Source organism: Streptomyces sp. IBSNAI002 (assembly GCF_052244475.1).
GTDB lineage: Bacteria > Actinomycetota > Actinomycetes > Streptomycetales > Streptomycetaceae > Streptomyces.
Map to the genome: position 1 here is coordinate 5,289,066 of NZ_JBQPXG010000002.1, position 25,520 is coordinate 5,314,585.

28 protein-coding genes and 1 riboswitch are annotated in these 25,520 nt (G+C 71.4%); of the genes, 13 read left to right on the plus strand and 15 right to left on the minus strand.

All coding sequences use genetic code 11. From position 1 onward, the window contains the following. Nucleotides 1-25: 25 nt before the first annotated feature. Nucleotides 26-856, minus strand: coding sequence for a hypothetical protein (locus tag ACTVZO_RS25660; protein ID WP_443303264.1), 831 nt, complete (start codon nt 854-856; stop codon nt 26-28). Between the two features lie 116 nt (nt 857-972). Here ACTVZO_RS25660 and ACTVZO_RS25665 point away from each other — a divergent pair, with 116 nt between their 5' ends. Both ACTVZO_RS25665 and ACTVZO_RS25670 read left to right on the plus strand, forming a co-directional pair. Then, nucleotides 973-1,275 (plus strand): hypothetical protein, encoded by a 303-nt coding sequence (locus ACTVZO_RS25665; RefSeq protein WP_443300595.1) that lies wholly within the window; start codon nt 973-975, stop codon nt 1,273-1,275. A 14-nt stretch (nt 1,276-1,289) separates the two neighbouring features. Beyond that, entirely contained in the window at nt 1,290-2,480 is a 1,191-nt protein-coding gene (locus tag ACTVZO_RS25670; RefSeq protein ID WP_443300596.1) for a glutathionylspermidine synthase family protein, read from the plus strand. Between the two features lie 11 nt (nt 2,481-2,491). On the opposite strand, the gene rocD is transcribed toward ACTVZO_RS25670, so the two are convergent. Continuing rightward, on the minus strand, nt 2,492-3,697 hold the full coding sequence (rocD, locus tag ACTVZO_RS25675) for an ornithine--oxo-acid transaminase (RefSeq protein ID WP_443300597.1): 1,206 nt from the start codon (nt 3,695-3,697) through the stop codon (nt 2,492-2,494). 109 nt (nt 3,698-3,806) lie between these two features. After that, nucleotides 3,807-3,897, plus strand: a riboswitch (ZMP/ZTP riboswitch). A 34-nt stretch (nt 3,898-3,931) separates the two neighbouring features. Here rocD and glyA point away from each other — a divergent pair. The 5 genes from glyA to ACTVZO_RS25700 all read left to right on the plus strand — a co-directional run bounded on the left by glyA (nt 3,932) and on the right by ACTVZO_RS25700 (nt 8,798). Beyond that, nucleotides 3,932-5,200: a serine hydroxymethyltransferase gene (gene glyA / locus ACTVZO_RS25680; protein WP_443300598.1), complete on the plus strand. Its 1,269-nt coding sequence runs from the start codon at nt 3,932-3,934 to the stop codon at nt 5,198-5,200. Between the two features lie 202 nt (nt 5,201-5,402). Continuing rightward, a complete protein-coding gene (trpS, locus tag ACTVZO_RS25685; protein WP_443300599.1) occupies nt 5,403-6,416 on the plus strand; it encodes a tryptophan--tRNA ligase in 1,014 nt (337 codons plus the stop codon). Between the two features lie 161 nt (nt 6,417-6,577). Continuing rightward, the gene (locus ACTVZO_RS25690) at nt 6,578-7,174 is read left to right on the plus strand and encodes a 2'-5' RNA ligase family protein (RefSeq protein WP_443300600.1); all 597 of its coding nucleotides are present in this window, start codon (nt 6,578-6,580) and stop codon (nt 7,172-7,174) included. Between the two features lie 166 nt (nt 7,175-7,340). Next, nucleotides 7,341-8,225, plus strand: a complete 885-nt coding sequence (locus ACTVZO_RS25695) for a YihY/virulence factor BrkB family protein (protein WP_443300601.1) — start codon at nt 7,341-7,343, stop codon at nt 8,223-8,225. 126 nt (nt 8,226-8,351) lie between these two features. Beyond that, nucleotides 8,352-8,798 carry a hypothetical protein gene (locus ACTVZO_RS25700; RefSeq protein WP_443300602.1) on the plus strand — a complete coding sequence of 149 codons (447 nt, stop codon included), beginning with the start codon at nt 8,352-8,354 and terminating at the stop codon, nt 8,796-8,798. Between the two features lie 50 nt (nt 8,799-8,848). Here ACTVZO_RS25700 and ACTVZO_RS25705 read toward each other — a convergent pair whose 3' ends face one another. After that, nucleotides 8,849-10,276: a D-alanyl-D-alanine carboxypeptidase gene (locus ACTVZO_RS25705; RefSeq protein ID WP_443300603.1), complete on the minus strand. Its 1,428-nt coding sequence runs from the start codon at nt 10,274-10,276 to the stop codon at nt 8,849-8,851. Between ACTVZO_RS25705 and ACTVZO_RS25710 the strand changes: the two genes are divergently transcribed. The 3 genes from ACTVZO_RS25710 (at nt 10,215) to ACTVZO_RS25720 (ending at nt 13,409) form a co-directional block, all read left to right on the plus strand. After that, nucleotides 10,215-10,475, plus strand: a complete 261-nt coding sequence (locus tag ACTVZO_RS25710) for an SCO4848 family membrane protein (RefSeq protein ID WP_443300604.1) — start codon at nt 10,215-10,217, stop codon at nt 10,473-10,475. The genes ACTVZO_RS25705 and ACTVZO_RS25710 overlap by 62 nt on opposite strands. Beyond that, entirely contained in the window at nt 10,472-11,767 is a 1,296-nt protein-coding gene (locus tag ACTVZO_RS25715; protein ID WP_443300605.1) for a metallophosphoesterase, read from the plus strand. Before ACTVZO_RS25710 ends, ACTVZO_RS25715 begins: the two co-directional genes overlap by 4 nt. 85 nt (nt 11,768-11,852) lie before the next feature. Then, nucleotides 11,853-13,409 (plus strand): ABC transporter substrate-binding protein, encoded by a 1,557-nt coding sequence (locus ACTVZO_RS25720; protein WP_443300606.1) that lies wholly within the window; start codon nt 11,853-11,855, stop codon nt 13,407-13,409. Between the two features lie 12 nt (nt 13,410-13,421). On the opposite strand, the gene ACTVZO_RS25725 is transcribed toward ACTVZO_RS25720, so the two are convergent. From ACTVZO_RS25725 to ACTVZO_RS25740, 4 genes are all read right to left on the minus strand, one after another. After that, nucleotides 13,422-14,261, minus strand: coding sequence for a TetR family transcriptional regulator (locus ACTVZO_RS25725; protein ID WP_443300607.1), 840 nt, complete (start codon nt 14,259-14,261; stop codon nt 13,422-13,424). Nucleotides 14,262-14,272: 11 nt separating this feature from the next. After that, nucleotides 14,273-14,701 (minus strand): thiol-disulfide oxidoreductase DCC family protein, encoded by a 429-nt coding sequence (locus ACTVZO_RS25730; RefSeq protein WP_443300608.1) that lies wholly within the window; start codon nt 14,699-14,701, stop codon nt 14,273-14,275. A 3-nt stretch (nt 14,702-14,704) separates the two neighbouring features. Further along, the gene (locus ACTVZO_RS25735) at nt 14,705-15,109 is read right to left on the minus strand and encodes a hypothetical protein (RefSeq protein WP_443300609.1); all 405 of its coding nucleotides are present in this window, start codon (nt 15,107-15,109) and stop codon (nt 14,705-14,707) included. Between the two features lie 132 nt (nt 15,110-15,241). Then, nucleotides 15,242-15,997, minus strand: coding sequence for a PaaI family thioesterase (locus tag ACTVZO_RS25740; protein ID WP_443300610.1), 756 nt, complete (start codon nt 15,995-15,997; stop codon nt 15,242-15,244). A gap of 91 nt (nt 15,998-16,088) precedes the next feature. Here ACTVZO_RS25740 and ACTVZO_RS25745 point away from each other — a divergent pair, with 91 nt between their 5' ends. Further along, nucleotides 16,089-16,463 (plus strand): VOC family protein, encoded by a 375-nt coding sequence (locus tag ACTVZO_RS25745; protein WP_443300611.1) that lies wholly within the window; start codon nt 16,089-16,091, stop codon nt 16,461-16,463. 15 nt (nt 16,464-16,478) lie between these two features. On the opposite strand, the gene ACTVZO_RS25750 is transcribed toward ACTVZO_RS25745, so the two are convergent. The 7 genes from ACTVZO_RS25750 to ACTVZO_RS25780 form a co-directional block, all read right to left on the minus strand. Further along, a complete protein-coding gene (locus ACTVZO_RS25750) occupies nt 16,479-17,243 on the minus strand; it encodes an alpha/beta fold hydrolase (RefSeq protein ID WP_443300612.1) in 765 nt (254 codons plus the stop codon). 58 nt (nt 17,244-17,301) lie between these two features. Further along, nucleotides 17,302-17,841, minus strand: coding sequence for a hypothetical protein (locus ACTVZO_RS25755; protein ID WP_443300613.1), 540 nt, complete (start codon nt 17,839-17,841; stop codon nt 17,302-17,304). 134 nt (nt 17,842-17,975) lie between these two features. Further along, nucleotides 17,976-18,743: a succinate dehydrogenase iron-sulfur subunit gene (locus tag ACTVZO_RS25760; protein ID WP_443300614.1), complete on the minus strand. Its 768-nt coding sequence runs from the start codon at nt 18,741-18,743 to the stop codon at nt 17,976-17,978. After that, nucleotides 18,743-20,497 carry a succinate dehydrogenase flavoprotein subunit gene (gene sdhA / locus ACTVZO_RS25765; RefSeq protein WP_443300615.1) on the minus strand — a complete coding sequence of 585 codons (1,755 nt, stop codon included), beginning with the start codon at nt 20,495-20,497 and terminating at the stop codon, nt 18,743-18,745. Before sdhA ends, ACTVZO_RS25760 begins: the two co-directional genes overlap by 1 nt. A 23-nt stretch (nt 20,498-20,520) precedes the next feature. Beyond that, nucleotides 20,521-21,003, minus strand: a complete 483-nt coding sequence (locus tag ACTVZO_RS25770) for a succinate dehydrogenase hydrophobic membrane anchor subunit (RefSeq protein WP_443300616.1) — start codon at nt 21,001-21,003, stop codon at nt 20,521-20,523. A gap of 5 nt (nt 21,004-21,008) precedes the next feature. Then, nucleotides 21,009-21,389, minus strand: a complete 381-nt coding sequence (gene sdhC / locus ACTVZO_RS25775; protein WP_362308165.1) for a succinate dehydrogenase, cytochrome b556 subunit — start codon at nt 21,387-21,389, stop codon at nt 21,009-21,011. 152 nt (nt 21,390-21,541) lie between these two features. Beyond that, nucleotides 21,542-22,147, minus strand: coding sequence for a 2-oxo-4-hydroxy-4-carboxy-5-ureidoimidazoline decarboxylase (locus ACTVZO_RS25780; RefSeq protein ID WP_443300617.1), 606 nt, complete (start codon nt 22,145-22,147; stop codon nt 21,542-21,544). Between the two features lie 358 nt (nt 22,148-22,505). Between ACTVZO_RS25780 and ACTVZO_RS25785 the strand changes: the two genes are divergently transcribed. Then, nucleotides 22,506-23,270 (plus strand): RNA polymerase sigma factor, encoded by a 765-nt coding sequence (locus tag ACTVZO_RS25785; protein ID WP_443303266.1) that lies wholly within the window; start codon nt 22,506-22,508, stop codon nt 23,268-23,270. Beyond that, complete coding sequence (locus ACTVZO_RS25790; protein ID WP_443300618.1) at nt 23,270-24,334, plus strand: hypothetical protein; 1,065 nt, start codon at nt 23,270-23,272, stop codon at nt 24,332-24,334. The genes ACTVZO_RS25785 and ACTVZO_RS25790 overlap by 1 nt, the downstream gene beginning before the upstream one ends. A gap of 183 nt (nt 24,335-24,517) precedes the next feature. On the opposite strand, the gene ACTVZO_RS25795 is transcribed toward ACTVZO_RS25790, so the two are convergent. Next, nucleotides 24,518-25,390, minus strand: a complete 873-nt coding sequence (locus ACTVZO_RS25795) for a L,D-transpeptidase family protein (protein WP_443300619.1) — start codon at nt 25,388-25,390, stop codon at nt 24,518-24,520. Nucleotides 25,391-25,520 lie beyond the last annotated feature (130 nt).

Here is a 25,520-nt window from a genome sequence, read left to right on the forward strand (position 1 = left end):
CCGGAGGGCGCGGCGGCGCCGGCCGTCACCGCACGGGAGCGGCCGGCGTTTCCGGGGGCTCCCCGAAGCGGGCCAGGGCCAGTGCTCCGGCGACGGCCACCGTGAAGCCGAGGACGGCCAGCCAGGTCAGGCCTTCGCGGGTGCGGTCGCCGAGCCAGGCGACGCCGACCACCGCCGGGCCGATGGTCTCGCCCAGGACCATTCCGGCCGTCGCCGCCGTCACCGAGCCGCGGGCCAGCGCCGAGGTGAGGAGGAGGAAGGCCGCGCCGCCGCCCAGCAGGAGGGCGTACAGGGCGGGGTTGCCCAGGTCCCACACGGAGTCGATGAGGCGGACCGCGACCTCGACGACGCCGAAGCCCGTGCCCGCCGCCAGGCCGAGGACCAGGGCCCGCGGCCCGTCGGGCAGCCGGCCCGCCACCGCGCCGACCAGCAGGATCAGCACCGCCACGGCCAGCAGACCCAGTTTCAGGGCGAGCGACCCGGTCCCCGTGCCCTCCGCCCCGGAGGCCAGCCCCAGCATCAGCAGCCCCGTGCACACCACCGCCACCGCGCCCCACTCCGTGCGCGACAGCCGGACCTTCAGCAGCCGGGCCGCGACCACCGCCGTCACCGCGAGGCTCGCGGCCAGTGCGGCCCCGACCGCGTAGATGGGGAGGTGGCGCAGCGCGATGATCTGGAGCACGAAGCCCACCGCGTCCAGCCCCAGACCGGCGAGGTACCGCCACTGCCGGACCGCCCGCAGCAGCAGTGCGGCGTCCACCCCGGACCCCGTCCCGGGCTCCGCCGCCCGCGCCGCGACGGCCTGCAGAACGGACGCCGTACCGAAACAGACCGCCGCACCGAGCGCGCAAATCATCCCAATGAGCACGAACTGACTCTAGGTCACGGATCTGAGGACGGCCGGATTCCATCGGCCGGGGGCTCGCCTCTAGTCTGTCGGGAGCACGCCAGGACATAGGGGGAGCAGCAGGTATGGACACCAGCAGCACCAACAAGCGCCGTATGCGCTCGGGCGCCGTCGCGCTCGGCGGAATGGGCCTGCTCGCGGCCACGCTCGTGGCCTGCGGCAGCAGCGGCGAGCCGGACAAGCGCTGCGCGTCCCGCTCCACGCTGAACCACCTGAACAACAAGGACTGCAAGAGCGGCGGAACCGGCTCGTACTACTACGGCGGCACCGTCGCGAACGGCAAGGTCACCGGCGGCAGCTTCGACAAGTCCGCCGTCACCCGCGGCGGCATCGGCGGGCACTCCAGCTCCGGCTCCAGCGGCGGCTGAGGAAACCGGAACCCATGCAGCGGCACACCATCGAGCCCCGCCCCGACTGGCAGAAGACCGTCGAGGAGCAGGGGCTGATCTACCCCCTGACCCGGTACCCGGACGACTCCCTGCGTCCCTACTGGGACGAGAGCGCGTACTACTCCTTCTCGCTCCCCGAGGTCGAGGCGCTGGAGAACGTGGTGGAGGAGCTGCACGCCATGTGCCTGGCCGCGGCCGCGCACATCGTCGAGCACGACCGCTTCGCGGACCTCGGCATCACCGACCCCAAGCTGGCCGCGCTGATCGCCGAGTCCTGGCGCCGCCGCGCCGAACAGCCCTCCCTCTACGGCCGTTTCGACCTGCGCTACGACGGCACCGGCAGCCCGGCCAAGATGCTGGAGTACAACGCCGACACCCCGACCTCGCTGGTGGAGGCGGCCAGTCCGCAGTGGTTCTGGATGGAGGAGCGGTTCCCCGGCGCCGACCAGTGGAACTCGCTCCACGAACGCCTCGTCGACGCCTGGCGCCGGCAGGCCGAGCTGCTGCCGCCCGGCCCGCTGCACTTCGCGCACTCCGAGACCGACGAGCTCGGCGAGGACCTGATGACGGTCGCCTACCTCCAGGAGACCGCCGAGCAGGCCGGTCTCGACACCCAGGCGCTGTCCGTCGAGCAGATCGGCTGGGACAGCCTGTCCGGCCGTTTCGTGGACGAGAAGCTCCGCTTCATCCGCAGCTGCTTCAAGCTCTACCCGTGGGAGTGGCTGGCCACGGACCAGTTCGGCCCCCAGGTGCTGGGCACCTACGACCACGGCGGCGGCTCCGGCACCACCTGCTGGATCGAGCCGCTGTGGAAGATGCTGCTGTCCAACAAGGCGCTGCTCGCGATCCTGTGGGAGCTCTTCCCCGAGCACCCGAACCTGCTGCCCGCCTACCTCGACGGCCCGCACGAGCTGGCCGAGGAGGGCGGCTACGTCGCCAAGCCGCTGCTCGGCCGGGAGGGCGCCGGAGTCACCCTGCACGAACCGGGCGGCGAGCCGTTCACGGCGCGGGACGACGAGAAGTACTGCTTCCAGGGCCTGGCCCCGCTGCCCGACTTCGACGGCAACCGGGTGGTGCTCGGCGCATGGGTCGTCGAGGACGAGGCGGCGGGGCTCGGCATCCGCGAATCGGCAGGGCCGGTCACGGACGAGTACGCCCGCTTCCTGCCCCACGTCATCCTCTAGGGGTCCGGCCGCTACGCGGACAGGACCGCGCGGAGCTGCTCCAGACCCCAGTCCAGGTCCTCCTTGCCGATCACCAGCGGCGGGGCGATCCGGATGGTGGACCCGTGGGTGTCCTTCACCAGGACGCGCCGCTCCATCAGCTTCTCGGAGATCTCCCGGCCGGTCCCGCGCGAGGGGTCGATGTCCACGCCCGCCCACAGCCCCCGCCCCCGTACGGCGGTCACCGCGCCCCCGCCGACCAGCAGGTTCAGCTCCCGGTGCAGGTGGTCGCCGAGCTCGGTGGCGCGCTGCTGGTACTCGCCGGTCTTCAGCATCGCGACGACCTCCAGGCCGACGGCGCAGGCCAGCGGGTTGCCGCCGAAGGTCGACCCGTGCTCGCCCGGCCGGAACACGCCGAGCACGTCCCGGTCCGCGACCACGGCCGAGACGGGCACCACCCCGCCGCCGAGCGCCTTGCCCAGGATGTACACGTCGGGGACGACCTCCTCGTGGTCGCAGGCGAAGGTCCGGCCGGTGCGGCCCAGCCCGGACTGGATCTCGTCCGCCATGAACAGGACGTTCCGCTCGCGCGTGAGCTCCCGTACGCCGCTCAGGTACCCGGCGGGCGGCACCAGCACCCCCGCCTCGCCCTGGACCGGCTCCAGCAGGACGGCGACGGTGTTCTCGGTGACGGCGTGGGCCAGCGCGGTGAGGTCCCCGTAGGGGACGATCTCGAAGCCCGGCGTGTACGGGCCGAAGTGGTCGCGCGCCTCGTGGTCCGTGGAGAAGGAGACGATCGTCGTCGTACGGCCGTGGAAGTTGTCGGCGGCGACCACGATCTTGGCGTGGCCGTCCGGCACCCCCTTGACCTCGTACCCCCACTTGCGGGCCGTCTTCACGGCGGTCTCCACGGCTTCCGCGCCCGTGTTCATGGGCAGCACCATGTCCTTGCCGCACAGCGAGGCGAGTTCGGTGCAGAAGTCGGCGAAGCGGTCGTGGAAGAAGGCGCGCGAGGTGAGCGTGACGCGGTCCAGCTGGGCGCGGGCGGCGTCGAGCAGGCGGCGGTTGCCGTGCCCGAAGTTCAGCGCCGAGTAGCCGGCGAGCATGTCCAGATACCGGCGGCCCTCCACGTCGGTCATCCACGCGCCGTCCGCGGTCGCGACGACGACGGGCAGCGGGTGGTAGTTGTGCGCGCTGTGCGCGTCGGCGGAGCGGATGGCATCAGCAGTTGTCGACACGGGGTCTCCGATCGTCCGTCAGGCCTGTGACGAGGGTGGCGTCACTTTCCATCCTCGCTCGCCGAGGGGACGGAGAAACCTTTCTCGTGGCGCGCCCGCTAAGGTGGGCGGTACGCACGGCGACTGGCGTACGGAGAACGGACTCCGGGGGAGTCGTGCGCGCTCGACCGCTGACAGGGCCGCTCGCCTGGGCCTCGCGGGGTACCGATCACATCGACCCCGGAGGAGCCCGCCATGTCCGCGAGCCGCCATCCCGCCCTTTTCGCGACCGACCCCGAACTGGCCTCGTTCGTCGCGGCGGAGGAAACGCTGCAGGCCGAGACCCTGCGCCTGATCCCCAGCGAGAACTACGTGTCCGCCGCCGTCCTCGAGGCGTCCGGCACGGTGCTGCAGAACAAGTACAGCGAGGGCTACCCGGGCCGCCGCTACTACGAGGGCCAGCAGAACATCGACCGGGTCGAGGCGCTGGCCGTCGAGCGGGCGAAGGGCCTGTTCGGGGTGGACCACGCCAACGTCCAGCCGTACTCCGGCTCGCCCGCGAACCTGGCCGTCTACCTGGCCTTCGCGAAGCCGGGCGACACGGTGATGGGCATGGCCCTGCCGATGGGCGGGCACCTGACGCACGGCTGGGGGGTCTCGGCGACGGGCTCCTGGTTCCGGGGCGTGCAGTACGGCGTACGCGCCGACACCGGCCTGATCGACTACGACGCGGTGCGCGACCTCGCCCTCGCCGAGCGACCGAAGATCATCTTCTGTGGCGGTACGGCCCTTCCGCGCACGATCGACTTCGCGGCGTTCGCCTCGATCGCCGAGGAGGCGGGCTCGGTCCTCGTCGCGGACGTGGCCCACATCGCGGGCCTGATCGCGGGCGGGGCGCACCCGTCCCCGGCGGGGCACGTGGACGTGATCTCCACGACCACGCACAAGACGCTGCGGGGGCCGCGCGGGGCGATGCTGATGTGCCGCGAGGAGCACGCGAAGGCCATCGACAAGGCGGTGTTCCCGGGGCTGCAGGGCGGGCCGCACAACCAGACGACGGCCGGTATCGCGGTGGCGCTGCACGAGGCGGCGCAGCCGGCCTTCACCGCGTACGCGCACGCGGTGGTGGCCAACGCCAAGGCCCTGGCCGAGGCCCTGCTGGCGCGGGGCTTCGACCTGGTGTCGGGCGGTACGGACAACCACCTGATCCTGATCGACCTCACCTCGCGGGGCGTGCCCGGGAAGGTGGCGGCCAAGGCGCTCGACCGCGCGGGGATCGTGGTGAACTACAACACGGTGCCGTTCGACCCGCGCAAGCCGTTCGACCCGTCGGGGATCCGGATCGGGACGCCGTCGCTGACGTCGCGCGGGCTCGGTGCCGGGCACATGGCGCAGGTCGCGGAGTGGATCGCGCGGGTGGTCGACGCGGCGGGCAAGGCGGACGAGGCCGCGCTGGGCGCGGTGCGCGCCGAGGTCGCGAACCTGATGGCGGCCCACCCGGCCCCGGGCCTCCCGCTGTCCTGACGCCCGAGGTGCGGGGACCGGGGCTCCGCCCGCGGTCCCCGCACCTCCCCCGCCGGGGAAAGCGGTCGCTTGGCCGGGGCGGGATCCGGACGGAGCGCTACCGCCGGGTACCGGGGCACGGTGCGGGAACGGGCCGCGCGTCCCGGAGGGATCCGGCCGGCGGCGGGCCCGAGCCCGCCCCCGCACCTGAGAGAATGAAGCCATGGCTTCTGATCGTCCTCGCGCGCTCTCCGGCATCCAGCCCACCTCCGGCTCGTTCCACCTCGGGAACTACCTCGGAGCCATCCGGCAGTACGTCGCCCTCCAGGAGACGCACGACGCGTTCTACATGGTCGTCGACCTGCACGCGATCACCATGCCGCAGGATCCGAAGGAACTGCGCGCGAACACCCGCCTCTCCGCCGCGCAGCTGCTCGCCGCCGGCCTGGACCCCGAGCGCTGCACGCTCTTCATCCAGAGCCACGTGCCCGAGCACGCCCAGCTCGGCTGGGTCATGAACTGCATCACCGGCTTCGGCGAGGCCAGCCGGATGACCCAGTTCAAGGACAAGTCCGCCAAGCAGGGCGCCGGCAACGCCACCGTCGGGCTGTTCACGTACCCGATCCTCCAGGTCGCCGACATCCTGCTCTACCAGGCGAACGCCGTCCCCGTCGGCGAGGACCAGCGTCAGCACATCGAGCTGACCCGCGACCTGGCCGAGCGCTTCAACCAGCGCTTCGGCCAGACCTTCACCCTCCCCGCCGCGCACATCGTCAAGGAGGTCGCGAAGATCTACGACCTCCAGGACCCGGCGATCAAGATGTCGAAGTCCGCGTCGTCCCCCAAGGGCCTGATCAACCTCCTCGACGAGCCCAAGGTCACCGAGAAGAAGATCAAGAGCGCGGTCACCGACACCGAGGCGGAGATCCGCTTCGACACCGAGAACAAGCCCGGCGTCAGCAACCTGCTCACGATCTACTCCACCCTCACCGGCGAGACGGTCCCCGCCCTGGAGGCGCGGTACGAGGGCAAGGGCTACGGCGCGCTCAAGACCGACCTGGCCGCGGTGATGGTCGACTTCGTCACACCGTTCAAGCAGCGCACCCAGGAGTACCTGGACGATCCGGAGACGCTGGACTCGATCCTCGCCAAGGGTGCGGAGAAGGCCCGGGCGGTCGCCGCCGAGACCCTCGCCCGGGCGTACGACCGGCTCGGGTTCCTGCCCGCCAAGCACTGACGGAGCACCGGCGGAGCAGCGGCGGAGCGCCGCCGGAGCGCCGCCGGGGCCTCGGCGGAACACCGGGGCGGACGCCGCCCGAAAGACGGCTCTGGCGAGACCGGGGGTCCTGCCCTCACACTGGCGGCAGCAGTCCATCCAGACACACGGAGGAGAGATACGTGGGGACCGTAACGCTCGGCGTTTCGATCGCGGTCCCGGAGCCGTACGGCAGCCGGCTCCAGCAGCTGCGCGCCGGCTTCGGGGACGCCGCCGCGCACGGCATCCCCACGCACGTCACCCTCGTCCCGCCGACCGAGGTGGAGGCGGACCGGCTCCCCGGGATCCGCGCCCACCTGGGCGCCGTGGCCGCCGCCTCCCGGGCCTTCCGGATGCGGCTGGAGGGGACGGGAACCTTCCGCCCCCTCTCGCCGGTCGTCTTCGTCCAGGTCGTCGAGGGCGCCGAGGGCTGCACCCGGCTCCAGAGTGAGGTCCGCGACCCCTCCGGCCCGCTCGTGCGCGAGCTGGCCTTCCCGTACCACCCGCACGTCACGGTCGCCCACGGGATCTCCGAGGAGGCGATGGACGTGGCGTTCACGGCCCTCGCCGAGTACGCGGCCGAGTGGGTCTGCGGGGGCTTCGCGCTTTACGAGCAGGGCTCGGACGGGGTCTGGCGCAAGCTGCGCGAGTACCCGTTCGGCACGGGTCCGGCGGGCGTTCCGGCGCAGCAGGGGTCACCCGCCGACGAAGCGGCCGGGTCGACCGCGCTGCCTTCCTGACGGAGCGGCCGCAGGGCCTGATGCGTACGGAACCTGAGCCTGCGCAGGACCAGGGCGTGGAACGGGCGGTCCGTCCGGGGCACCTCGCGAAAAGTCACAGTCGACGACCGTAGTCCCAGAAACCGGCAATCCAGGCTATTTCCGACAGCTCAATTACGGTGACTTCATGGACTGGCTGACGAAACTCCCGGTGATCGGCCCACTGGCGGCCCGTCTGATGCGCACTCACGCGTGGCGTTCTTACGAACGCCTCGACCGCGTGCACTGGAGCCGGCTCGCCGCCGCGATCACCTTCATCAGCTTCCTCGCGCTCTTCCCGCTGATCACCGTGGCGGCCGCCGTCGGAGCCGCGCTGCTCAGCCAGAAGCAGCTGGACACGCTCCAGAAGAACCTCGCCGAACAGGTCCCCGGCATCTCCGACCAGCTCCACCTCGACTCGCTCGTCGACAACGCCGGCACCGTCGGCCTCGTCGCCGGCGCCCTCCTGCTCTTCACCGGCATCGGCTGGGTCGGCTCCATGCGGGACTGCCTGCGCGCCGTCTGGGAGAAGGACGACGAGGACGAGGGCAACCCGGTCCTGCGCAAGGGCAAGGACGGCCTGGTGCTGCTCGGCCTCGGCGGCGTCGGTCTCGCCTCGGCCGCCGCCTCGACGCTCGGCGCCACCGCGGTCGGCAAGTCCGCCGAGTGGCTCGGCATCCCGCGCGAGGGCGCGGGCGGCGCACTGCTGCGCTCGGGCGGCTTCCTCATCGGCGTGCTCGCCGCGTTCCTGCTGCTGCTGTACCTGCTCACCCTGCTCCCCGGCGTCGAACCCCCGCGCCGCCGCCTGATCCAGGCGGCCCTCATCGGCGCGGCGGGCTTCGAGCTGCTGAAGCTCCTGCTCAGCGGCTACATCAGCGGGGTCGCCACGAAGAGCATGTACGGGGCCTTCGGCGTGCCGATCGCCCTGCTGCTGTGGATCAACTTCACGGCGAAGCTGCTGCTCTTCGTCGCGTCCTGGACCGCGACCCGGGACGACGAGTCCCAGGAGGAACCGGCGGGGCCCCGCGCCTAGGCCGCTACTCCTTCGGGTGAATCCGGAGATCGTCCGCATGGGTGCGGGGTAGGCCTGCCGCGAGGTTCCGTGCACCATGCAACGGGATCGATGGGAACGATCGTCCTGGCCGCCCCTGGAGGGCTCATGACCGCTTCACGCCGTATGCGCAAGCTCCTCACCACGACCGCCGCCGCCCTTCTCCTCTCCGTCGCCGGGGCCGGTCTGGCCGCCCCGGCGAGCGGAGCTCCCACGTCCGGCTCCAGCACGGTGCAGCCCGTACGGGCGGCGCCCGCGTTCAACGCCGGCGGGATCTGGACCATCTACCAGAGCAACGCGACGGTGACGGTGAACCTGACCCAGGACGGCAACGGCTACCTCTTCGGCACCGTCACCTCCGGCAACACCAGCGGCACCCTCGAGAGCGGCGGCCGCGTGGACGGGGAGAAGATCTACTTCGTCGTCAGCTGGAACCACGGGCCCCGGGGCCGCTACACCGGCGAGCGCGGACCGGACCGCCGCCTCTCCGGCACCACCTACGACCTGAACAACCCGAACAGCCAGGCGACCTGGCGCTCCGAGCGGACGTTCTGACCGGACGGAACGGCCGGAGGCCCCCGTGGACGGGGCCTCCGGCCATCGGCTCAGACCAGGTCCTCGCCCCGGCCCCGGCGGCCGTGCGGCCAGCGCCGGTTGACCACGAACGCGCCGCCCGCCAGCACGATCAGCGCCCCGCCCGCGACACCGAGCGCCGTACCGATCCCGCCCGATCCCGCACCGCCCGCCGACGGGTTGTTCTCGTGCGACTGGGCCGGGGAGCCGTGCGAGGAGGTGTCCGCGCTCTTCGGCGGCACCAGCTCACCCACCGGCTTGACCTTCCCGGCCGCCGAGAAACCCCAGTCGAACAGCGCGGCGGTCTCCTCGTACACCGAGTTCGCCCCGCCCGCGCCCGGGTTCATCACGGTGACCAGCAGCTTGCGCTCGCCCTGCTGCGCCGCGCCGGTGAACGTGGAGCCGGCCATCGTCGTGTTGCCGTTCTTCACCCCAGCGATCCCCTTGTACGGGGAGATGCCGCCCGCGCCCGTCATCAGCCGGTTGGTGTTCTGGATCTCGAAGTGGTCCCGCGGCTTCCCGGGCTCCTGAAGACCCGGGAACTTGGCCTCGACCGTGCCGCAGTACTCCCGGAAGTCCTGCTTCTGGAGCCCGGAGCGGGCGATCAGCGTGAGGTCGTACGCGCTCGACACCTGCTCGGGGGCGTCGTAGCCGTCGGGCGACACCACGTGGGTGTCCAGCGCCTGGAGCTCCTCCGCGTGCGCCTGCATGTCCTTGACGGTCTTCTCGATGCCGCCGTTCATGGCCGACAGCACGTGCACGGCGTCGTTCCCCGACCGCAGGAACACGCCGAGCCACAGATCGTGGACGCTGTACTCGTGGTCCTCCTTGACCCCGACCAGGCTGCTGCCCGGACCCACGCCCTCCATGTCCTGTTCGGTGACCTTGTGGACCTGGTCCTTGGGAAGGCCCGGCAGCACGGTGTCCGCGAAGAGCATCTTCATGGTCGAGGCCGGGGGGAGCCGCCAGTGCGCGTTGTGCGAGGCCAGCACCTCGCCTGACTCGGCGTCCGCCACGATCCAGGAGCGCCCCGTCAGGTTCGACGGCAGGGCCGGCGCGCCGGGCAGCAGGTTGACCTGGGTCCCCGGCTGGCCGAGCAGGGCACCACCGACCGTGGACATCGACGCGGGGGGCGCGGCCGGCGCCTTCGGGGCCTTCGGCGGCTGCCCCTTCCCGTCGGCCGGCGGGGTCGGCGCGGCATGCGCGGGGGCCGCGAGCATCGCGGGCACCAGCAGCGCGGCGGAAAGGACCGTCAGCGCGGTCTTCTTAACAGACACGCAGGTGAAAGTACCTCCCGATCGGCTGGGCGGTGGCGCTGACCGGCCAATTCGGTGCAACCACTGCCGGGACAGCCCACCCCGGCGCGTCCGTCCTGGGGACCGATCCGATACTGGGGCCATGAGACTCAGCCGTACCGCCTCCTGGTTCCTGCTCGCCTTCGGCGTGTGGAGCTGGTTCATCTGGGTGTCTTTCGTCCGGAACCTGTGGAAGAACGGCAGCTGGCAGGCATTCGATGCGGCGGGCGACCCCACGACCTACTTCTGGGTGCACCTGACGCTCGCGGTGACGTCCTTTCTCCTGGGGACGGCCGTCGGAGTGATCGGGTTGCGCGGTGTCCGGGCGCTGCGGCGTGCATCACGTAAGGAGCAGAACGCATGAGAATCGCCGTCTTCGCGTTGGTCGCGCTCGTGGTCGTCGCCCTCCTGGTCCTGGTCCACCGGTGGCTGTGGACCCGCCTGGTCCGCGACACCACGGCCCCCGGCGGTCTGCCCCGCCGCATCGGCACCGCCTTGGCCATCGCCCTGCCCCTCCTCTCCGTGGCCGCGCTGACCGCGGGCCGCGCGGGCGTTCCCTTCCCGCTCCAGCAGGCCGTGTCCTGGCCCGGGTTCCTCTGGCTCGCGGTACTCCTGTACCTGACCCTGACGATGCTGGTCGCGGAGCCGATCCGCGCGCTGTTGCTCCGCCGACTGGCCCACCGCGTCCCCTCCCGGGTGGCGGACCCGGCCTCCGGGGACGCCCGCCAGGAGGGCGCCGGCACGGCCGCGACGGCCACCGCCGTCGCCCCGCCCGTCGCGCCCGTCGCACCGGCCGCGTCCCCCGCACCCGCCGCGGACGAGCTGACGCGCCGTCGGTTCGTCGCGCGCACCCTCGGCGGCGCGGCCGCCGCCGTGGCCGTCGGGACCGTCGTGAACGGGGCGTACGGCGCGCACGGCGTCCTGCGCGGGCCCAGCGTCCGGCGGGTGCAGGTCCCCCTCGCCAAGCTGCCGCGCGCCGCGCACGGCTTCCGGATCGCCGTCGTCAGCGACGTCCACCTCGGCCCGATCCTCGGCCGCGCCCACACCCGGCGCATCGTCGACACCGTCAACCGGACCCAGCCCGACCTCATCGCCATCGTCGGCGACCTCGTCGACGGCGACGTCCGGGACCTCGGTCCGGCCGCCGAGCCGCTGCGCGGGCTCACCGCCCGCCACGGCACGTACTTCGTGACCGGGAACCACGAGTACTTCTCCGGCGCCCAGCAGTGGGTCGACCACGTCCGCGAGCTCGGCCTGAACCCGCTGGAGAACGCCCGCCACGCCCTCCCGTACTTCGACCTCGCCGGGGTGAACGACATCGCGGGCGAGAGCGAGGGCCACGGTCCCGACTTCGCGGCGGCGCTCGGCGACCGCGACCGCGCCCGTACCGCCGTACTCCTCGCCCACCAGCCCGTCGTGATCCACGACGCCGTCAAGCACGGCGTCGACCTCCAGCTCTCCGGCCACACCCACGGCGGCCAGCTCTGGCCCGGCAACTACCTCGCCGAGCTCGCCAACCCCACCGTCGCGGGTCTGGAGCGGTACGGCGACACCCAGCTGTGGGTATCGCGCGGGGCCGGTGCGTGGGGACCGCCGGTGCGGGTCGGCGCACCCTCCGACATCACCGTGGTCGAACTCGCCTCATATCAGGCCTGACCTTCCGGACGCCAAAATTCCGTGATGGGATGACCGGTAATCGGACAGTGCGTCGCTGTCAGCGGTACAGGGGTGGGGTTCAGGGATGCGGTCTGTCCGCTCGAAGATCATTGCGGCCGGGCTGGTCCTGGCCGCGGCCGGCGTCGGTGCCTGGCAGCTGCTGCCCGCATCGGGCAGCAGTGGCGGCGCCATCCGGGTCGGGACGAGCGACGTCGTCTCCTCCCTCGACCCCGCGGGCGCGTACGACGCCGGCTCCTGGGCCCTGTTCGGCAACGTCTACCAGTCCCTGCTGACCCTGAAGTCCGGCTCGTCCACCCCTGTGCCGGACGCCGCCACCTCCTGCGCCTTCGTCGGCCAGAAGCTCACCACCTACCGGTGCGAGCTCCGCCCCGACCTGAAGTTCGCGGGCGGCCGCGCGATCACCGCCGAGGACGTCAAGCACTCCTTCGACCGGATCAAGGCCATCAACTCCGACCAGGGGCCGGCCCCCCTCTTCAACACCCTGGACTCGGTCAAGGCTGAGGGGCTCACGGTCACCTTCAACCTCTCCGCGGGCGACGCCACCTTCCCCTTCAAGATCGCCACGGGCGCCGCCTCCATCGTCGACAAGGACGCCTACCCGGCCAGGGCCCTGCGCGAGGACGGGAAGATCGCCGGCTCCGGCCCGTACTCCCTCGCCGCGTACAAGGCGGGCACGAGTGCCGAGCTGAAGCCCAACCCCTCCTACAAGGGCCAGGCCAAGCCCGCCCACGCGCCCGTCACCGTCCGCTACTTCAAGGACTCCGCGCAGCTCGACCGGGCCTGGAACGAGCGCGAGGTCGAGGTGGCCCACCGGGAGATGCCCCCGGCGGTGCTCGCCGCCCTCAACCCGGGCCTGAAGGACACCCGCTACCAGGCCTCCGGCGGCTCCGAGACCCGCTCCGTGGTCTTCAACGTCCGACCCGGCTCGGCCGCCGCGCCCCTCGCCGTCCGCCAGGCCGTGGCGGCCGTGCTCGACCGCTCCAAGCTGGCGAGCGAGGTCTACTCGGGCACCGTCACCCCGCTGTACTCCCTGGTGCCGGCGGGCATCGCCGCGCACAGCACGCCGTTCTTCGACACCTACCCGGCGCCCAACGGGGCCACCGCCAAGAAGCTGCTCAAGGACGCCGGAATCACCACCCCGGTCCCGCTCACCGTCGGGGTCAACGCGCGCGGCGCGAACCTCGCCGAGGCCGAAGAGCTCAAGCGGCAGCTGGAGTCGACCGGGCTCTTCCAGCTGGACGTCAAGCCGGTGGAGCAGTGGGCCGACTTCCAGAAGGCCTACGCGGCCGGGGCGTTCGACGCCTACACGATCGGCTGGATCGCCGACTTCCCCGACGCGGACAACTTCCTCGCCCCGCTGGTCGGCACCGACTCCTCCATGAACAACGGCTTCTCCGACCAGGCCGTGGACGGCCTGGTCGCCCGTACCCAGTCGCACTCGGACCGGGCCGGGGCGGCCGCCGACTTCCGCGAGCTCCAGAAGCTGGTCGCCCAGCAGGTCCCGATGGTGCCGATCTGGCAGAAGAAGGACTACGTGATGTCCCGCGAGGCCGTCACCGGCGCCCAGTACCTGTCCGACGGGACGGGCGTGTGGCGCCTGTGGGAACTCGACTGGCTGTAGCGCCGTCCGGGCCTACGCGGACTTCGGGCCCGCGGACTTCGCACGTGCGGACTTCGCCCCCGCGGACTTCCGGCCGGCGGACTTCGGGTCCGTGTGGTCCGGTTCCTGCTCGTGGTCCTGCTCCGGGTCCGGGTCCGGGTCCGAGGCCCGCTTGCGGGCACCGGCCGTGGCCGTCTGCGCCATGCCGGGCAGGAAGTCCGCGAACAGTTCGTGCACCTCGCGCACGAGCGGCCGCAGCACCCTGAACCGGGCCAGCACGATGCCCCGCGTCGTCAGCTGCGCGCCGCGCTCGGCGAGCCGCCGCGTCTTCTCGCTGTTCGGCGACCGGTCGAAGACCCAGTACAGGACCAGGCCCATCTGCGAGAGCCACATCAACTCGGGCAGTACGTCGGCCAGCTCGGCCGGCACCTTGGTCTTCGCCCCCGCGAGCACCTCGCGGTGGATGTCGATCGCGGCCTGCCGCGCGTCCTCCGACTCCGGCGAGAACGGGCTGAGCGGACTTTCAGGGTCCGCCGCGTTCTTGAAGAACTGCGAGGCGAACTCGTGGTACGGGGCCGCGATGTCCATCCAACTCGTCAGTACGCCCGCGAGCCGCTTCTGCAGATCGGTCTCGTTGTCCAGGATGGGCCGGACCGCCGCCTGGTGGGCGGCGCCGATCCGGTCGTAGAAGCCCTGGACGAGGTGTTCCTTCGACTCGAAGTAGTAATAGGCGTTGCCGACCGAGACACCGGCCTCCTTCGCGATACCCCGCATCGTCGTCTTGTCGAAGCCGCGCTCCTGGAAGAGACGGAGCGCGGTTTCGAGGATGAGCGTGCGGGTCTGCTCGCTCTTGGGAGCCTTCTGATCAGTCACGGTGCACGAGCCTATCGGGGGACGGAGCACTGGTCGTCACAGGCCGGGTCCTGTGCCCCCTGAGGGTGCCCCTCGGTCCGTACCGCGGCCCGCCACTTCGAGGCGGTGTGCATGGCGGCGCGGGCGAAGGGCCGCCCGGCGGGGGTGGCGAGCCAGTTGGCCTTCGGCCGGTGCTCGGCGAGCGCCCACAGGCACACGACGAAGGCATCGGTCCCGGTCCACACCTGCCCGGAGTCCCCGATCACGGTGATCTCCCTCAGCGTCGACTCGTGGTCGAGCCCCGGGAACCGGCGCCGCGCCTCGAAGGACGCGGCGGGGACGAGCCGCAGCGGTACCAGCCAGCGCTGTGCGAGCAGCCAGTGCCTGATGTGCACGCAGAGCGGACAGTTCGCGTCGTAGAGCACGGTCAGGTGGCGGACCGCCGACCCGGGCGCGGCCACCGGTCAGGCCCCGGCCGGAGCGGTCCACCCCTGCGGGGTGACCGGCGGGGTCTGCTGGCGCTCCATGATGCCCCGGCGGCGCATCTTGTTCAGGACCCAGACGTTGCCGAGGTGCATGACCCCGAGGACGAGCAGGACGACGCCGAGCTTGACCGAGAGCGCCTCGAAGAGGTGGCGGGCCTCGACTATGTCCTCGCCCGAGCGGAGGTAGAGGGTCACGAAGCCGATGTTCACGAGGTAGAAGCCGACCACGAGGAGCTGGTTGACGGCGTCCGCGAGCTTCTCGTTGCCCTGGAGTACGTCGCCGATGAAGACGCGGCCGTTGCGGCTGAGCGTACGGGCGACCCAGACGGTGAGCCCGATGCTGATGAGCAGGTAGATGACGTACGCGATCACGGTGAGGTCCATGCCCTCAAGCCCCCTTGAACGTGTTCAACTGCTGACAGGGATCACTGTAGGGCCTTTTTTGAACAGGTTCAAGCAAATCTCGGAGGGCTCGGCCGACAAGATCCGGAAGAGACGGCCCGACGTCCGGCGGTTTTAGGCCTGGACGGTCCGGCGCGGCTGCACCCACAGGGCCTCGGCGAAGGCGCAGAGGTCGCCCGCAGCCGTGGCCAGGGCCGTGCCGACCGTGTACTTGCGGCCCTCCGAGCCGAGCAGCCAGGCGTAGGTGAGCAGGCCTTCGCCGACCGGAACCGGCCGCAGCAGCCGCGCCGTCAGCGCCGCCGTGACCGCGCCGGCCGGCCGGCCGCCGAGCAGGCGTCCGGCCGCGTTCCCCGGGCAGTCCAGCGAGCCCCACACCAGCTCCGGCGGCAACAGCCCGTCGGGGGAAGCGAGTGCGGGGGACGGGGTCCAGGCGGTGGCGACCAGGCCGGCGCCGCCACTGCCGCCGCCCGGCACCAGTCCGCAGTGCTGGCGCAGTCCGGTGGCGGGCGTACGGTCCAGGCCGCAGCCGAAGCAGTCCGTCGATCCGTCCGGCGGGGCCGCCCGGTAGGCCTCGGCCGCGGCCGAGGCCGCCGCCCAGGACGGCGCCTCGGGCACGTCGGATGCGTCCGTACCCAGCTCGGCCGGTGTGGCGGCGGCCAGCAGCAGCTCACCGGAGGTGAGTTCGGCGCCCCCGCCGGCCGCACCGGTCAGCAGGACCGGCGTTCCGGTCGGCACCGGCCGGCGGAAGTCCACCCGTACGGTCTTCGCAGCGGCCCGCCCGGCCAGCAGCCCCGCCACGTAGCCGCCGAAGGCCACGCCCGGGTATCCGCAGAGGTGGTCCGGAACCGTGATCGTCTCGAAGTCGGTCATGGAGCCACTCCATCACAGACCGCCCCCGGCGCCCCGGGATCCCCTGGAACTCGGTGGACAGGCCACGCACCCCTGTCCGATAGTCCGCCGTATGACTTCTCTCGTGCGACACCTCACCTTCGACTGCACCGACGCCTACGCCCAGGGGACGTTCTGGGCCGGGGTCCTGGACGGCAAGATCTCGGACGAGGACTTCCCGGGCGACCCGGAGGCACTGGTCACGGCCCCCGGCTCGGCCCTGCTGTTCGTGACGGTGCCCGACGCCAAGGCCGTGAAGAACCGCGTGCACGTGGATCTCCAGCCGCAGGACCGCACGCGCGACGAGGAGGTCGAACGCATCCTCGCCCTCGGCGCCACGGTCGTCGGCGACCACCGCAACCCCGACGGCACGGGCTGGGTCACGCTGGCCGACCCCGAGGGCAACGAGTTCTGCGTCGAACGCAGCGCGGCCGAACGCGGGCGGTGACCCCGGCCGCCGCGGTCACCGGACCGGCCGGAGGAACTCCAGCAGCAGGTCCGTGGTCGTGGCCGGGCGTTCCAGGGAGGGGAGGTGGCCCGCCCAGGAGAGTTCCAGGTGGCGGGCCTGCGGGATGACGGCCGGGAGTTCGGCGGCGATGCCGCGGAAGTCCGGGAGGTCGTGGGCGCCGCCGATCGCCAGGGTCGGGGCGGTGATGGCGGCCAAGTCGACGTCGGGCTCGGGTAGTTCGTGGTCCTCGGCGGGGACCCGGGCGTTCTCGAAGTTCCGCAGCTGCATGGCCCGTACGAGGGCGTGCGCGGCCTCGTCGGCCTCCGGACCGAGCCAGGTACGGGCGTTCAGCGCGGCCGCGCCGGCCAGGTCGCCCGCCTCCAGCAGGGCGTCCTCGGCGGCACCGAACTCCCGCACCTCGGGGCTGTCGGGCCGGCGTCCCGGGCGGCCCGCGCAGAGCAGGGCCAGCCGGGTCACCCGCTCCGGGTGCAGCGCGGCGACCGTCAGGGCGATCCGCCCGCCGTACGAGGCCCCCACGAGCGAGGCGCGCTGCACACCGAGCCGGTCCATCAGCGCGACGACGTCGACGTCGTCGCTGTACGGCTCCCGCGCGGCGGGGGAGTCCCCGCAGGTCCGGAAGTCGAGGCGGATCACCCGGAATCCGGCCTCGCCGAGCGGCCCGCACTGCGGGTCCCACATCCGCCGGTCGCAGACGGAAGAGTGCAGCAGCACGACGGCGGGCCCTTCGGCGGGCCCGGACACCTCAAAGGAAACGGTCATCCAGGGATCTTCGCGGCCCCCGTCCGCGCCCGCCACCGCGTTTCCGGGGCCGGTGTCCTCAGATGCTCAGCGACCGGGCGAAGTTGAGCTGGGACATCACCCACGGGTACGTGTTCTGGTCCTGGGCCGGGATCATCGTGGAGTGGTGGCGGCCGCCGCTCGTCACCGTGATCTGGATGTAGCCCGTGGTCTTCTTCTCCTTCATCAGGAGGAACAGCAGGCCGAGCAGGCAGAACAGGAAGAAGATGACCGCCAGGATGATCGCGTGGGTCGGGATCTTCTCCTCGGTGCGCGAGAAGTCCGTCGCGTTCCACATCGCGCCCCGCAGCGGCATCGTGCCCGACGGGGTGATGATCTGGTCCCCCGCGATGGTGATGTCGCCGAGGGACATGCCCGCACCGCCGCCTGCGGGCGCGGGCATGGGGGCCGGCATGCCCGCCCCCATGGTCGGCTGGTAGGCCGGGGCCGCCGGGTAGGGCTGCGGGTAGCCGTAACCCGCCTCGCCCGGGCCCCACTTGTAGTCGCCCTGACCGGGCTGCCCCGGCTGGCCGGTGTAGCCCGGATCGCCTGCGTACGGATTCGGCTGCTGCTCGCTCATGTGGCCGATCCTTCCACAGCGTGCACCAAGCCTGTACCCCGTAACCGGGTAAGCCGGGGAGCACGCGCGAGGCCCCGTACCCGGAGCAACTCCGGGTACGGGGCCTCGTGTACGGGCCGGTGGCGCCGAGGGGATCAGAAGCGGCGCGTGATCAGCGCACGCTTGACTTCCTGGATCGCCTTGGTGACCTCGATGCCGCGCGGGCACGCGTCGGTGCAGTTGAACGTCGTGCGGCAACGCCACACGCCGTCCTTGTCGTTGAGGATCTCCAGGCGCTGCTCGCCCGCCTCGTCACGGCTGTCGAAGATGAAGCGGTGCGCGTTCACGATCGCCGCCGGGCCGAAGTACTGGCCGTCGTTCCAGAACACCGGGCACGAGGACGTGCACGCGGCGCACAGGATGCACTTGGTGGTGTCGTCGAAGCGCTCGCGGTCCTCGGCGGACTGCAGGCGCTCGCGCGTCGGCTCGTTGCCCGTGGTGACCAGGAACGGCATGACGTCCCGGTACGCCTGGAAGAAGGGCTCCATGTCGACGACGAGGTCCTTCATCACCGTGAGGCCCTTGATGGCCTCGACGGTGATCGGCTTCTCCGGGTTGATGTCCTTGATCAGCGTCTTGCAGGCGAGCCTGTTCTTGCCGTTGATCCGCATCGCGTCGGAGCCGCAGATGCCGTGCGCGCACGAGCGGCGGAAGGTCAGCGTGCCGTCGAGGTCCCACTTGATCTTGTGGAGACCGTCGAGCACGCGCTCCTTCGGGTCGATCTCGACCTGGAAGTCCTGCCAGGTCGACTCCTCCGAGATCTCCGGGTTGAAGCGCCGGATCCGGAAGGTGACCGTGATGAACGGCGAGGCGGCGGCCGCCGCCTCCATCTTGTCCGTCTTGGACAGGGTCGGGGTGGCCATCAGTACTTACGCTCCATCGGCTGGTAGCGGGTGACGACGACGGGCTTGTAGTCCAGCCGGACGGAGTCCTTGCCGTCGGCGCCGACCTCGCGGTACGCCATGGTGTGGCGCATGAAGTTGACGTCGTCGCGGTTCGGGTAGTCCTCGCGGTAGTGACCGCCGCGGGACTCCTTGCGCGCCAGCGCGGACACGGCCATGACCTCGGCCAGGTCGAGCAGGTTGCCCAGCTCGATGGCCTCGAGCAGATCCGTGTTGAAGCGCTTGCCCTTGTCCTGGACGGACACGTTCTTGTAGCGCTCGCGCAGCTCCGCGATCTTCTCGACCGCGGTCTTGATGGTCTGCTCCGTACGGAACACCATCACGCACGCGTCCATCGTCTCCTGGAGCTCCAGACGCAGGTCGGCGACCCGCTCGTTGCCCGTGGAGTTGCGCAGGCGTTCGACCTGGTCCGCGACGAGCTGCGCCGGGTTCTCGGGGAGCTCGACGTAGTCGTTCTCCTGCGAGTACCTGGCCGCGGCGATGCCCGAGCGCTTGCCGAAGACGTTGATGTCCAGCAGCGAGTTGGTGCCCAGGCGGTTCGCGCCGTGCACCGACACGCAGGCGACCTCGCCGGCCGCGTACAGACCCGGGACGACGGTGGTGTTGTCGCTGAGGACCTCACCCTCGACGTTCGTCGGGATGCCGCCCATGGCGTAGTGCGCGGTGGGCTGGATCGGGATCGGGTCCGTGTACGGCTCGATGCCCAGGTAGGTGCGCGCGAACTCGGTGATGTCCGGGAGCTTCGCGTCAAGCTGCTCCGGCGGCAGGTGCGTCAGGTCCAGGTACACGTGGTCACCGGCCGGACCGCAGCCGCGGCCCTCGCGGATCTCGGTGTAGATGGAGCGCGAGACGACGTCACGGGACGCGAGGTCCTTCATGACCGGCGCGTACTTCTCCATGAAGCGCTCGCCGTCCTTGTTGCGGAGGATGCCGCCCTCACCGCGGGCGCCCTCCGTCAGCAGGATGCCCATGCGCCAGATGCCCGTCGGGTGGAACTGGAAGAACTCCATGTCCTCCAGCGGCAGGCCGCGGCGGTAGCAGGCCGCCTGGCCGTCACCCGTGAGGGTGTGCGCGTTGGAGGTCACCTTGAAGAACTTGCCGGTGCCGCCGGAGGCGTAGATGACGGCCTTGGCCTGGAACACGTGGATCTCGCCGGTGGCGAGCTCGTACGCGACCACACCGGCCGACTTCTTGACGCCGTCCTCCTCGACCAGGAGCTGGTCCAGGACGTAGAACTCGTTGAAGAACTCCACGCCCTCCTTGACGCAGTTCTGGTACAGCGTCTGGAGGATCATGTGGCCGGTGCGGTCCGCGGCGTAGCAGGACCGGCGGACCGGGGCCTCGCCGTGGTTGCGCGAGTGGCCGCCGAAGCGGCGCTGGTCGATGGTGCCGTCCGGGGTGCGGTTGAACGGCAGGCCCATCTTCTCCAGGTCGAGGACCGCGTCGATGGCCTCCTTCGCCAGGATCTCGGCGGCGTCCTGGTCGACCAGGTAGTCACCGCCCTTGACCGTGTCGAAGGTGTGCCACTCCCAGTTGTCCTCTTCCACGTTGGCCAGCGCGGCGGCCATGCCGCCCTGCGCGGCGCCCGTGTGGGAGCGGGTCGGGTAGAGCTTCGTCAGCACAGCGGTGCGGCTGCGCTTCGTCGACTCGATGGCGGCGCGCATGCCCGCGCCGCCCGCGCCGACGATGACGGTGTCGTACTTGTGGATCTTCATTGGTTTCGCCTCAGCCCCGTTGCCTAGCGGATGTTCGGGTCGAAGGTGAAGATCACCAGCGTGCCCAGAAGGATGGTGAACACCGTGGCGGTGTAGAGCAGGCCCTTCAGCCACAGCCGCGTGTTGGCGCGCTCTGCGTAGTCGTTGATGACGGTGCGCAGGCCGTTGGCGCCGTGCAGCATCGCCAGCCACAGCATCAGCAGGTCCCAGATCTGCCAGAACGGGGACGCCCAGCGACCGGCCACGAAGGCGAAACCGATCTTGGAGACGCCGCCGTCGAGCACCAGCTGGATCAGCAGGTGGCCGATGACGAGGACGACGAGCACGATGCCCGAGAGGCGCATGAAGAGCCACGCGACCATCTCGAAGTTGCCGCGGGTCGAGCGCGGGGTCTTGCCCGTGCGCTTGCGCGGGGCCTCGATGTACGGCGCCGGGTTGTCGACGTCGTAGAGGCTCACGCCTTCGGCGTCGCCCATGACCTTGGCGGAAGAAGTGTCAGAAGACATGCGTGTCACTTCCCGAACAGTTCAAGGTAGGCGTGGCTGAGGACGGGGTAGATGGCCCCGATCATCAGCGCGATCCAGATGCCCACGACGTACCAGAGCATGTGCTTCTGGTAGCGCGGGCCCTTGGACCAGAAGTCCACTGCGATGACGCGCAGGCCGTTCAGCGCGTGGAACAGGATTGCGGCGACGAGGCCGTACTCCAGCAGCGCGACGATCGGCGTCTTGTAGGTAGCCACGACATCGTCGTACGCCTCGGGGGAGACGCGGACGAGTGCGGTGTCGAGGACGTGTACGAACAGGAAGAAGAAAATGAGGACGCCGGTGACTCGATGAGCCACCCATGACCACATTCCTTCCCGGCCGCGGTACAACGTTCCAGCCGGCACGGAAAACCCTCCGGAAGCGGGGCGGGGGCCAGCCGGCTTCTTTGTCGGTCGGGCCCGGCCGGGTACGGTCCTCCGGCCCCGGACATCGTAGCGACGCTTTGTCGGTTCCTTCGCGCGGGGGCCATCGGTGTGATCAAACAGGCTCGGACGGACTATCCGACAGGGGCGAATAGCCCCATTTCCGCCCCAGTCAGGCCATCGGAAGACGTCAGCCAATGTGTCAGGTCGCACAGCCGGGCCTGGGCGAGGCGGCGCAGCTCGTCGGCGGAGAGGGAGCGCTCCTCGTCCACGTCGTGCCCCATCCGGCGCCGGATCGCCGCCAGCAGCTGGTCCGCCTGCTCCTCCGGCGTGCGCCCCGGGAGGCAGATCACGAAGGCGTGGCCGAACTTGCGCTCGTACTCCGCGTGCCCCGCGTCGAGGGCGAGCAGGGCGGCGTACGGGGCCCCGTGCTCCAGTTCCGCGGAGGACTCGGCGGCGAGCGCCTCCGTCAGGTCCGCCTGCGAGAGGTCGTACGAGGCCTCGTCCGCGGCGGCGAGCAGCGCGCCGGAATCGGGGTACGGGCGGTGTATCGCGACCCGGTGGGCCCAGCGGCGGCTGCCGCAGCAGTGCATCAGCGCCGCCTCGGCCGCCTCGGGGGTCAGGGCGTTGAACCGCGCCAGCCCGGGGCCGTGGAAGGGGTCGGAGCTTCCGCGGGCCTGTGCCGGAAGGTGGCTGGACAGCGGGGGGCTCCTCGTGGCGTGGCGCGGGTGTGCTGCCACGCTATCGACGCCGGGTGGGGTGTGTCGTACGCATTCGGGGAATTCACCCGGAAGTGAGCCGAAAGGATGACGGGAGCATCATGGACGCGAACCGAAGGGGGGCCGGGAGAGGGAGACGGCCCGGGGGAGGGGAGGGCGGCCGAGGCCGCCACCCCCCACAGGAGAGGCCCCGGCCACCATCCGTCACGGGCTCGTGCGACAAGCCCGTATCCCTGTCAGCGCCCCGAGTGCGTTTTGTGTCACACCTCGCTCCGCGCAGGGATGGTTGCTCGTTGTACAACTCGTGGACGGCGGTGCTTGAAAGCCGTAACGTGCTGATTTGCGCCAGACGTACAGGACAGTGAACGGGTTGGGGACTTTGCTGGGGGACGACGCGGAGCTGACCGCCGCGGTGCTCGCGGCACAGGACGGCGAAGAGAACGCGTTCCGTGCTGTGTACCGCGCCGTGCACCCACGCCTGCTCGGATACGTACGCACGCTCGTCGGTGACGGCGACGCGGAGGACGTGACCTCCGAGGCCTGGCTGCAGATCGCCCGCGACCTGGACTCCTTCACCGGCGACGCCGACCGCTTCCGCGGCTGGGCCGCCCGCATCGCCCGCAACCGGGCCCTCGACCACATCCGCATGCGCGGCCGCCGCCCCGCCATAGGCGGCGACGACACCGAGCTCACCGGCTGGGCCGCCGACTGCGACACCGCGGGCGCCGCGATGGAGTCCCTCTCCACCGGCAGCGCCATGGCGCTGATCGCACAGCTTCCCCAGGACCAGGCGGAGGCCGTGGTCCTGCGGGTCGTCGTCGGCCTGGACGCCAAGAGCGCGGCCGAGACCCTCGGCAAGCGGCCCGGCGCGGTACGGACCGCGGCCCACCGCGGTCTGAAGAAGCTGGCCGAGCTGCTCGGCCCGGAGGGCGCGGAGGGCGGCTTCGAGCCGGACTCGGACGGTGAGGGGGGCCGGGGCTCGGATCCTGGTGCCCGCGTCGGCCATAATGCCGGTGGCCAGGCACGGGGCGGCAGGGGCGGGAGGGATCTCGACGCCGTACCCGCTCAGCGTGGCCACGGCGGGGGCCTCGTGGAAAAAACCGGTGTGACGCATTCACGTTGGCGGACGCAGAAGGACATGTGATGGCCGACGAGCGCGACAGGTGGCTGGACAAAGCCGCCGCCGACAGACTGCTGCGCGGCGAACCGGTGGAACCTGTGGGTCCGGCCGCCGGTCCGCGGGCCCGCAACGAAGCCGCCCGGCTGCGGGCGGCCCTCGACAGCCTCGCCCCGGCCGCTCCGGCGGCCGGCGAACTGCCCGGTGAGGCCGCCGCGGTGGCCGCCTTCCGCGCGGCGCACGCCGCGGGCGCGCCCGCGTCCTCCGGGCTGCCCTCCGCAGGGCTCCCCTCCTCCGCGGCGACGGGTCGCTCCGGCGAACCCCTGGTCGCCCTCGGGTGCGGCGCCGGCCCGCGGGTGCCCGCGCCCCGGCGCACCCGGGCGGTGCGCTTCGGCCTGGCCGCGGCCCTGGCGAGCGTCGCGGTCGGCGGTCTCGCCGCGGCCGCCGGCGCCGGCCTGCTGGACCGGCCCGGGCACGACACGGCGGGTCCGGGACCCGCGATGTCGGTGAGCGCCGACGGCGACCCGGCCCAGGGCGAGGGCGGCGGGGGCTCGACGCTCGACCCGCAGCTGCGGCCCACCCCCCTGCGGGAGGGATCCGGTCCCACGCTCCCCCCGGGCACCCCGCACCCGCTCGGTACGGAGGGGTTCACGGGATCCGGCGGCGACCCGCTGGGCGGGGGCTCGTCCGGTACGTCCGCCGTCGGCGGCGCGGGCGGGGGCGCCGAGGACCGCCGGGACGGCCGGGACCGCCGGGACGGCAAGGACGCAGAGAAGGACGGCACGTTCCGTACGGACGGATTCCCGGACGGCTCCGGCGGCGAGAGCGCCGGCCGCGACCGGGACCGGGAGAACCAGCGCCGGGCGGTGGACCTGTGCCACGACTACCGGGCCGGACACCTCAACGACGACCGGCGCGAGCGGCTGTCCCGCCTGGCCAAGGGCCTGTCGCGCATTCCGTACTACTGCGAGGCGCTGCTGGACGGCGTCGTCCACGACGACGGGCGCACGAACAGCCCGAGCGCTCCGGCGGACAGCCCTCCGGTCGGCCGGATGCTGAGGGACCCGGCTCCGGTCGCGTCCCGCCTGTAACACTTTTCGAATCCGTGGCGCAGTACATAACGAGCCGACTGGTCATCGGCCGCGCATGAGCCGGGGTTCCCCCCGTACCCCTGGGCTCTGCGCAACCGGCGCGGGCGGGGCACGTTCCCCCGGCCCTGCCCGCGCCTCTGACGTTCAGACCACGCGGACCGAACGGTCCGCGCCGCCGGGGGCTCACCAGTAGACGACGACCTTGTCGCCGGCCTGCACCTGGTTGAAGACGGCGGCCAGCTTGCCCTTGTCCCGGACGTTCACGCAGCCGTGCGAGGCGCCGGCGTAGCCGCGGGCCGCGAAGTCGGCCGAGTAGTGCACCGCCTGGCCGCCGCTGAAGAACATCGAGTACGGCATGGACGTGTGGTAGAGCGTGGACGTCCACTCCTTCTCCTTGCGGTCCACCTTGAAGACGCCCTCGCGCGTGGGGGTGTTCTCCGAACCGAAGCGCACGTCCATGGTCGAGATGATCTTGCCGTCGATCATGAAGGCGAGCGTGCGGCTCTCCTTGCTGATGCACATGACCCGGCCCTCCATGCAGCGCGGGTCGGGCGCGTCGGCCTCGTTCACCGTCGGCGGGCGCAGCTCGTCGGCGGTCGGCTTCTTCGTGGCGCCCTGGATCTTCTTCCAGGTGGCCTCGTCGACCGAACCGGTGGGGTTCAGCCCGTTCTTCGACTGGTACGACTTCACGGCCGCGGTGGTCTTGGTCCCGTAGAAGCCGGTCGGCGCGACCGACATCAGCTTGAGCTGCTTGAGGCGGGCCTGGAGCTCGCGCACCTGCTCGCTGTCGTCCCCGTTGGCCATGACCTGCTTCACCGTCGGCGAAGGAGAGGCGGACGGGGACGCGGAGGCGGAGGCCGAGGCCGACGGGGACGGCGAGGCCGGCTTGTTGTCGGTGGACGGGGAGGATTCGGGGGAGGCGCCCGCCGTGGGCGAGGAGGGGGCCGATGAAGCGGAGCCCGCGGACTCCGACTTCTGCGGCCCACAGGCGGTCGCGGCGAGCGCGACGGCGGTGGCCACCCCGAGCGTGCGGAATATGACTCTCTGGCGGTGCATGAGCTTCCCCCGATTTCTACGTTGTGTATCTAGGTGATGCCTCGCACGCGTGGAGAGTTGCACTGGGTCCCGGGATGTTGCGCCATTGTGACCAGCAGCCGTCCGCGGGCTTACGAAGCGGAACGGTTGT

What these genes read in the sequence shown, in the direction of transcription:
- ACTVZO_RS25660 (WP_443303264.1), bottom strand. Translation starts at nt 856, where the DNA reads ATGATTTGCGCGCTCGGTGCGGCGGTCTGTTTCGGTACGGCGTCCGTT.
- ACTVZO_RS25665 (WP_443300595.1), top strand. Translation starts at nt 973, where the DNA reads ATGGACACCAGCAGCACCAACAAGCGCCGTATGCGCTCGGGCGCCGTC.
- ACTVZO_RS25670 (WP_443300596.1), top strand. Translation starts at nt 1,290, where the DNA reads ATGCAGCGGCACACCATCGAGCCCCGCCCCGACTGGCAGAAGACCGTC.
- glyA (WP_443300598.1), top strand. Translation starts at nt 3,932, where the DNA reads ATGTCCGCGAGCCGCCATCCCGCCCTTTTCGCGACCGACCCCGAACTG.
- trpS (WP_443300599.1), top strand. Translation starts at nt 5,403, where the DNA reads ATGGCTTCTGATCGTCCTCGCGCGCTCTCCGGCATCCAGCCCACCTCC.
- ACTVZO_RS25695 (WP_443300601.1), top strand. Translation starts at nt 7,341, where the DNA reads ATGGACTGGCTGACGAAACTCCCGGTGATCGGCCCACTGGCGGCCCGT.
- ACTVZO_RS25700 (WP_443300602.1), top strand. Translation starts at nt 8,352, where the DNA reads ATGACCGCTTCACGCCGTATGCGCAAGCTCCTCACCACGACCGCCGCC.
- ACTVZO_RS25710 (WP_443300604.1), top strand. Translation starts at nt 10,215, where the DNA reads ATGAGACTCAGCCGTACCGCCTCCTGGTTCCTGCTCGCCTTCGGCGTG.
- ACTVZO_RS25705 (WP_443300603.1), bottom strand. Translation starts at nt 10,276, where the DNA reads ATGAACCAGCTCCACACGCCGAAGGCGAGCAGGAACCAGGAGGCGGTA.
- ACTVZO_RS25715 (WP_443300605.1), top strand. Translation starts at nt 10,472, where the DNA reads ATGAGAATCGCCGTCTTCGCGTTGGTCGCGCTCGTGGTCGTCGCCCTC.
- ACTVZO_RS25720 (WP_443300606.1), top strand. Translation starts at nt 11,853, where the DNA reads ATGCGGTCTGTCCGCTCGAAGATCATTGCGGCCGGGCTGGTCCTGGCC.
- ACTVZO_RS25735 (WP_443300609.1), bottom strand. Translation starts at nt 15,109, where the DNA reads ATGGACCTCACCGTGATCGCGTACGTCATCTACCTGCTCATCAGCATC.
- ACTVZO_RS25740 (WP_443300610.1), bottom strand. Translation starts at nt 15,997, where the DNA reads ATGACCGACTTCGAGACGATCACGGTTCCGGACCACCTCTGCGGATAC.
- ACTVZO_RS25745 (WP_443300611.1), top strand. Translation starts at nt 16,089, where the DNA reads ATGACTTCTCTCGTGCGACACCTCACCTTCGACTGCACCGACGCCTAC.
- ACTVZO_RS25750 (WP_443300612.1), bottom strand. Translation starts at nt 17,243, where the DNA reads ATGACCGTTTCCTTTGAGGTGTCCGGGCCCGCCGAAGGGCCCGCCGTC.
- ACTVZO_RS25755 (WP_443300613.1), bottom strand. Translation starts at nt 17,841, where the DNA reads ATGAGCGAGCAGCAGCCGAATCCGTACGCAGGCGATCCGGGCTACACC.
- ACTVZO_RS25760 (WP_443300614.1), bottom strand. Translation starts at nt 18,743, where the DNA reads ATGGCCACCCCGACCCTGTCCAAGACGGACAAGATGGAGGCGGCGGCC.
- sdhA (WP_443300615.1), bottom strand. Translation starts at nt 20,497, where the DNA reads ATGAAGATCCACAAGTACGACACCGTCATCGTCGGCGCGGGCGGCGCG.
- ACTVZO_RS25770 (WP_443300616.1), bottom strand. Translation starts at nt 21,003, where the DNA reads ATGTCTTCTGACACTTCTTCCGCCAAGGTCATGGGCGACGCCGAAGGC.
- ACTVZO_RS25790 (WP_443300618.1), top strand. Translation starts at nt 23,270, where the DNA reads ATGGCCGACGAGCGCGACAGGTGGCTGGACAAAGCCGCCGCCGACAGA.
- ACTVZO_RS25795 (WP_443300619.1), bottom strand. Translation starts at nt 25,390, where the DNA reads ATGCACCGCCAGAGAGTCATATTCCGCACGCTCGGGGTGGCCACCGCC.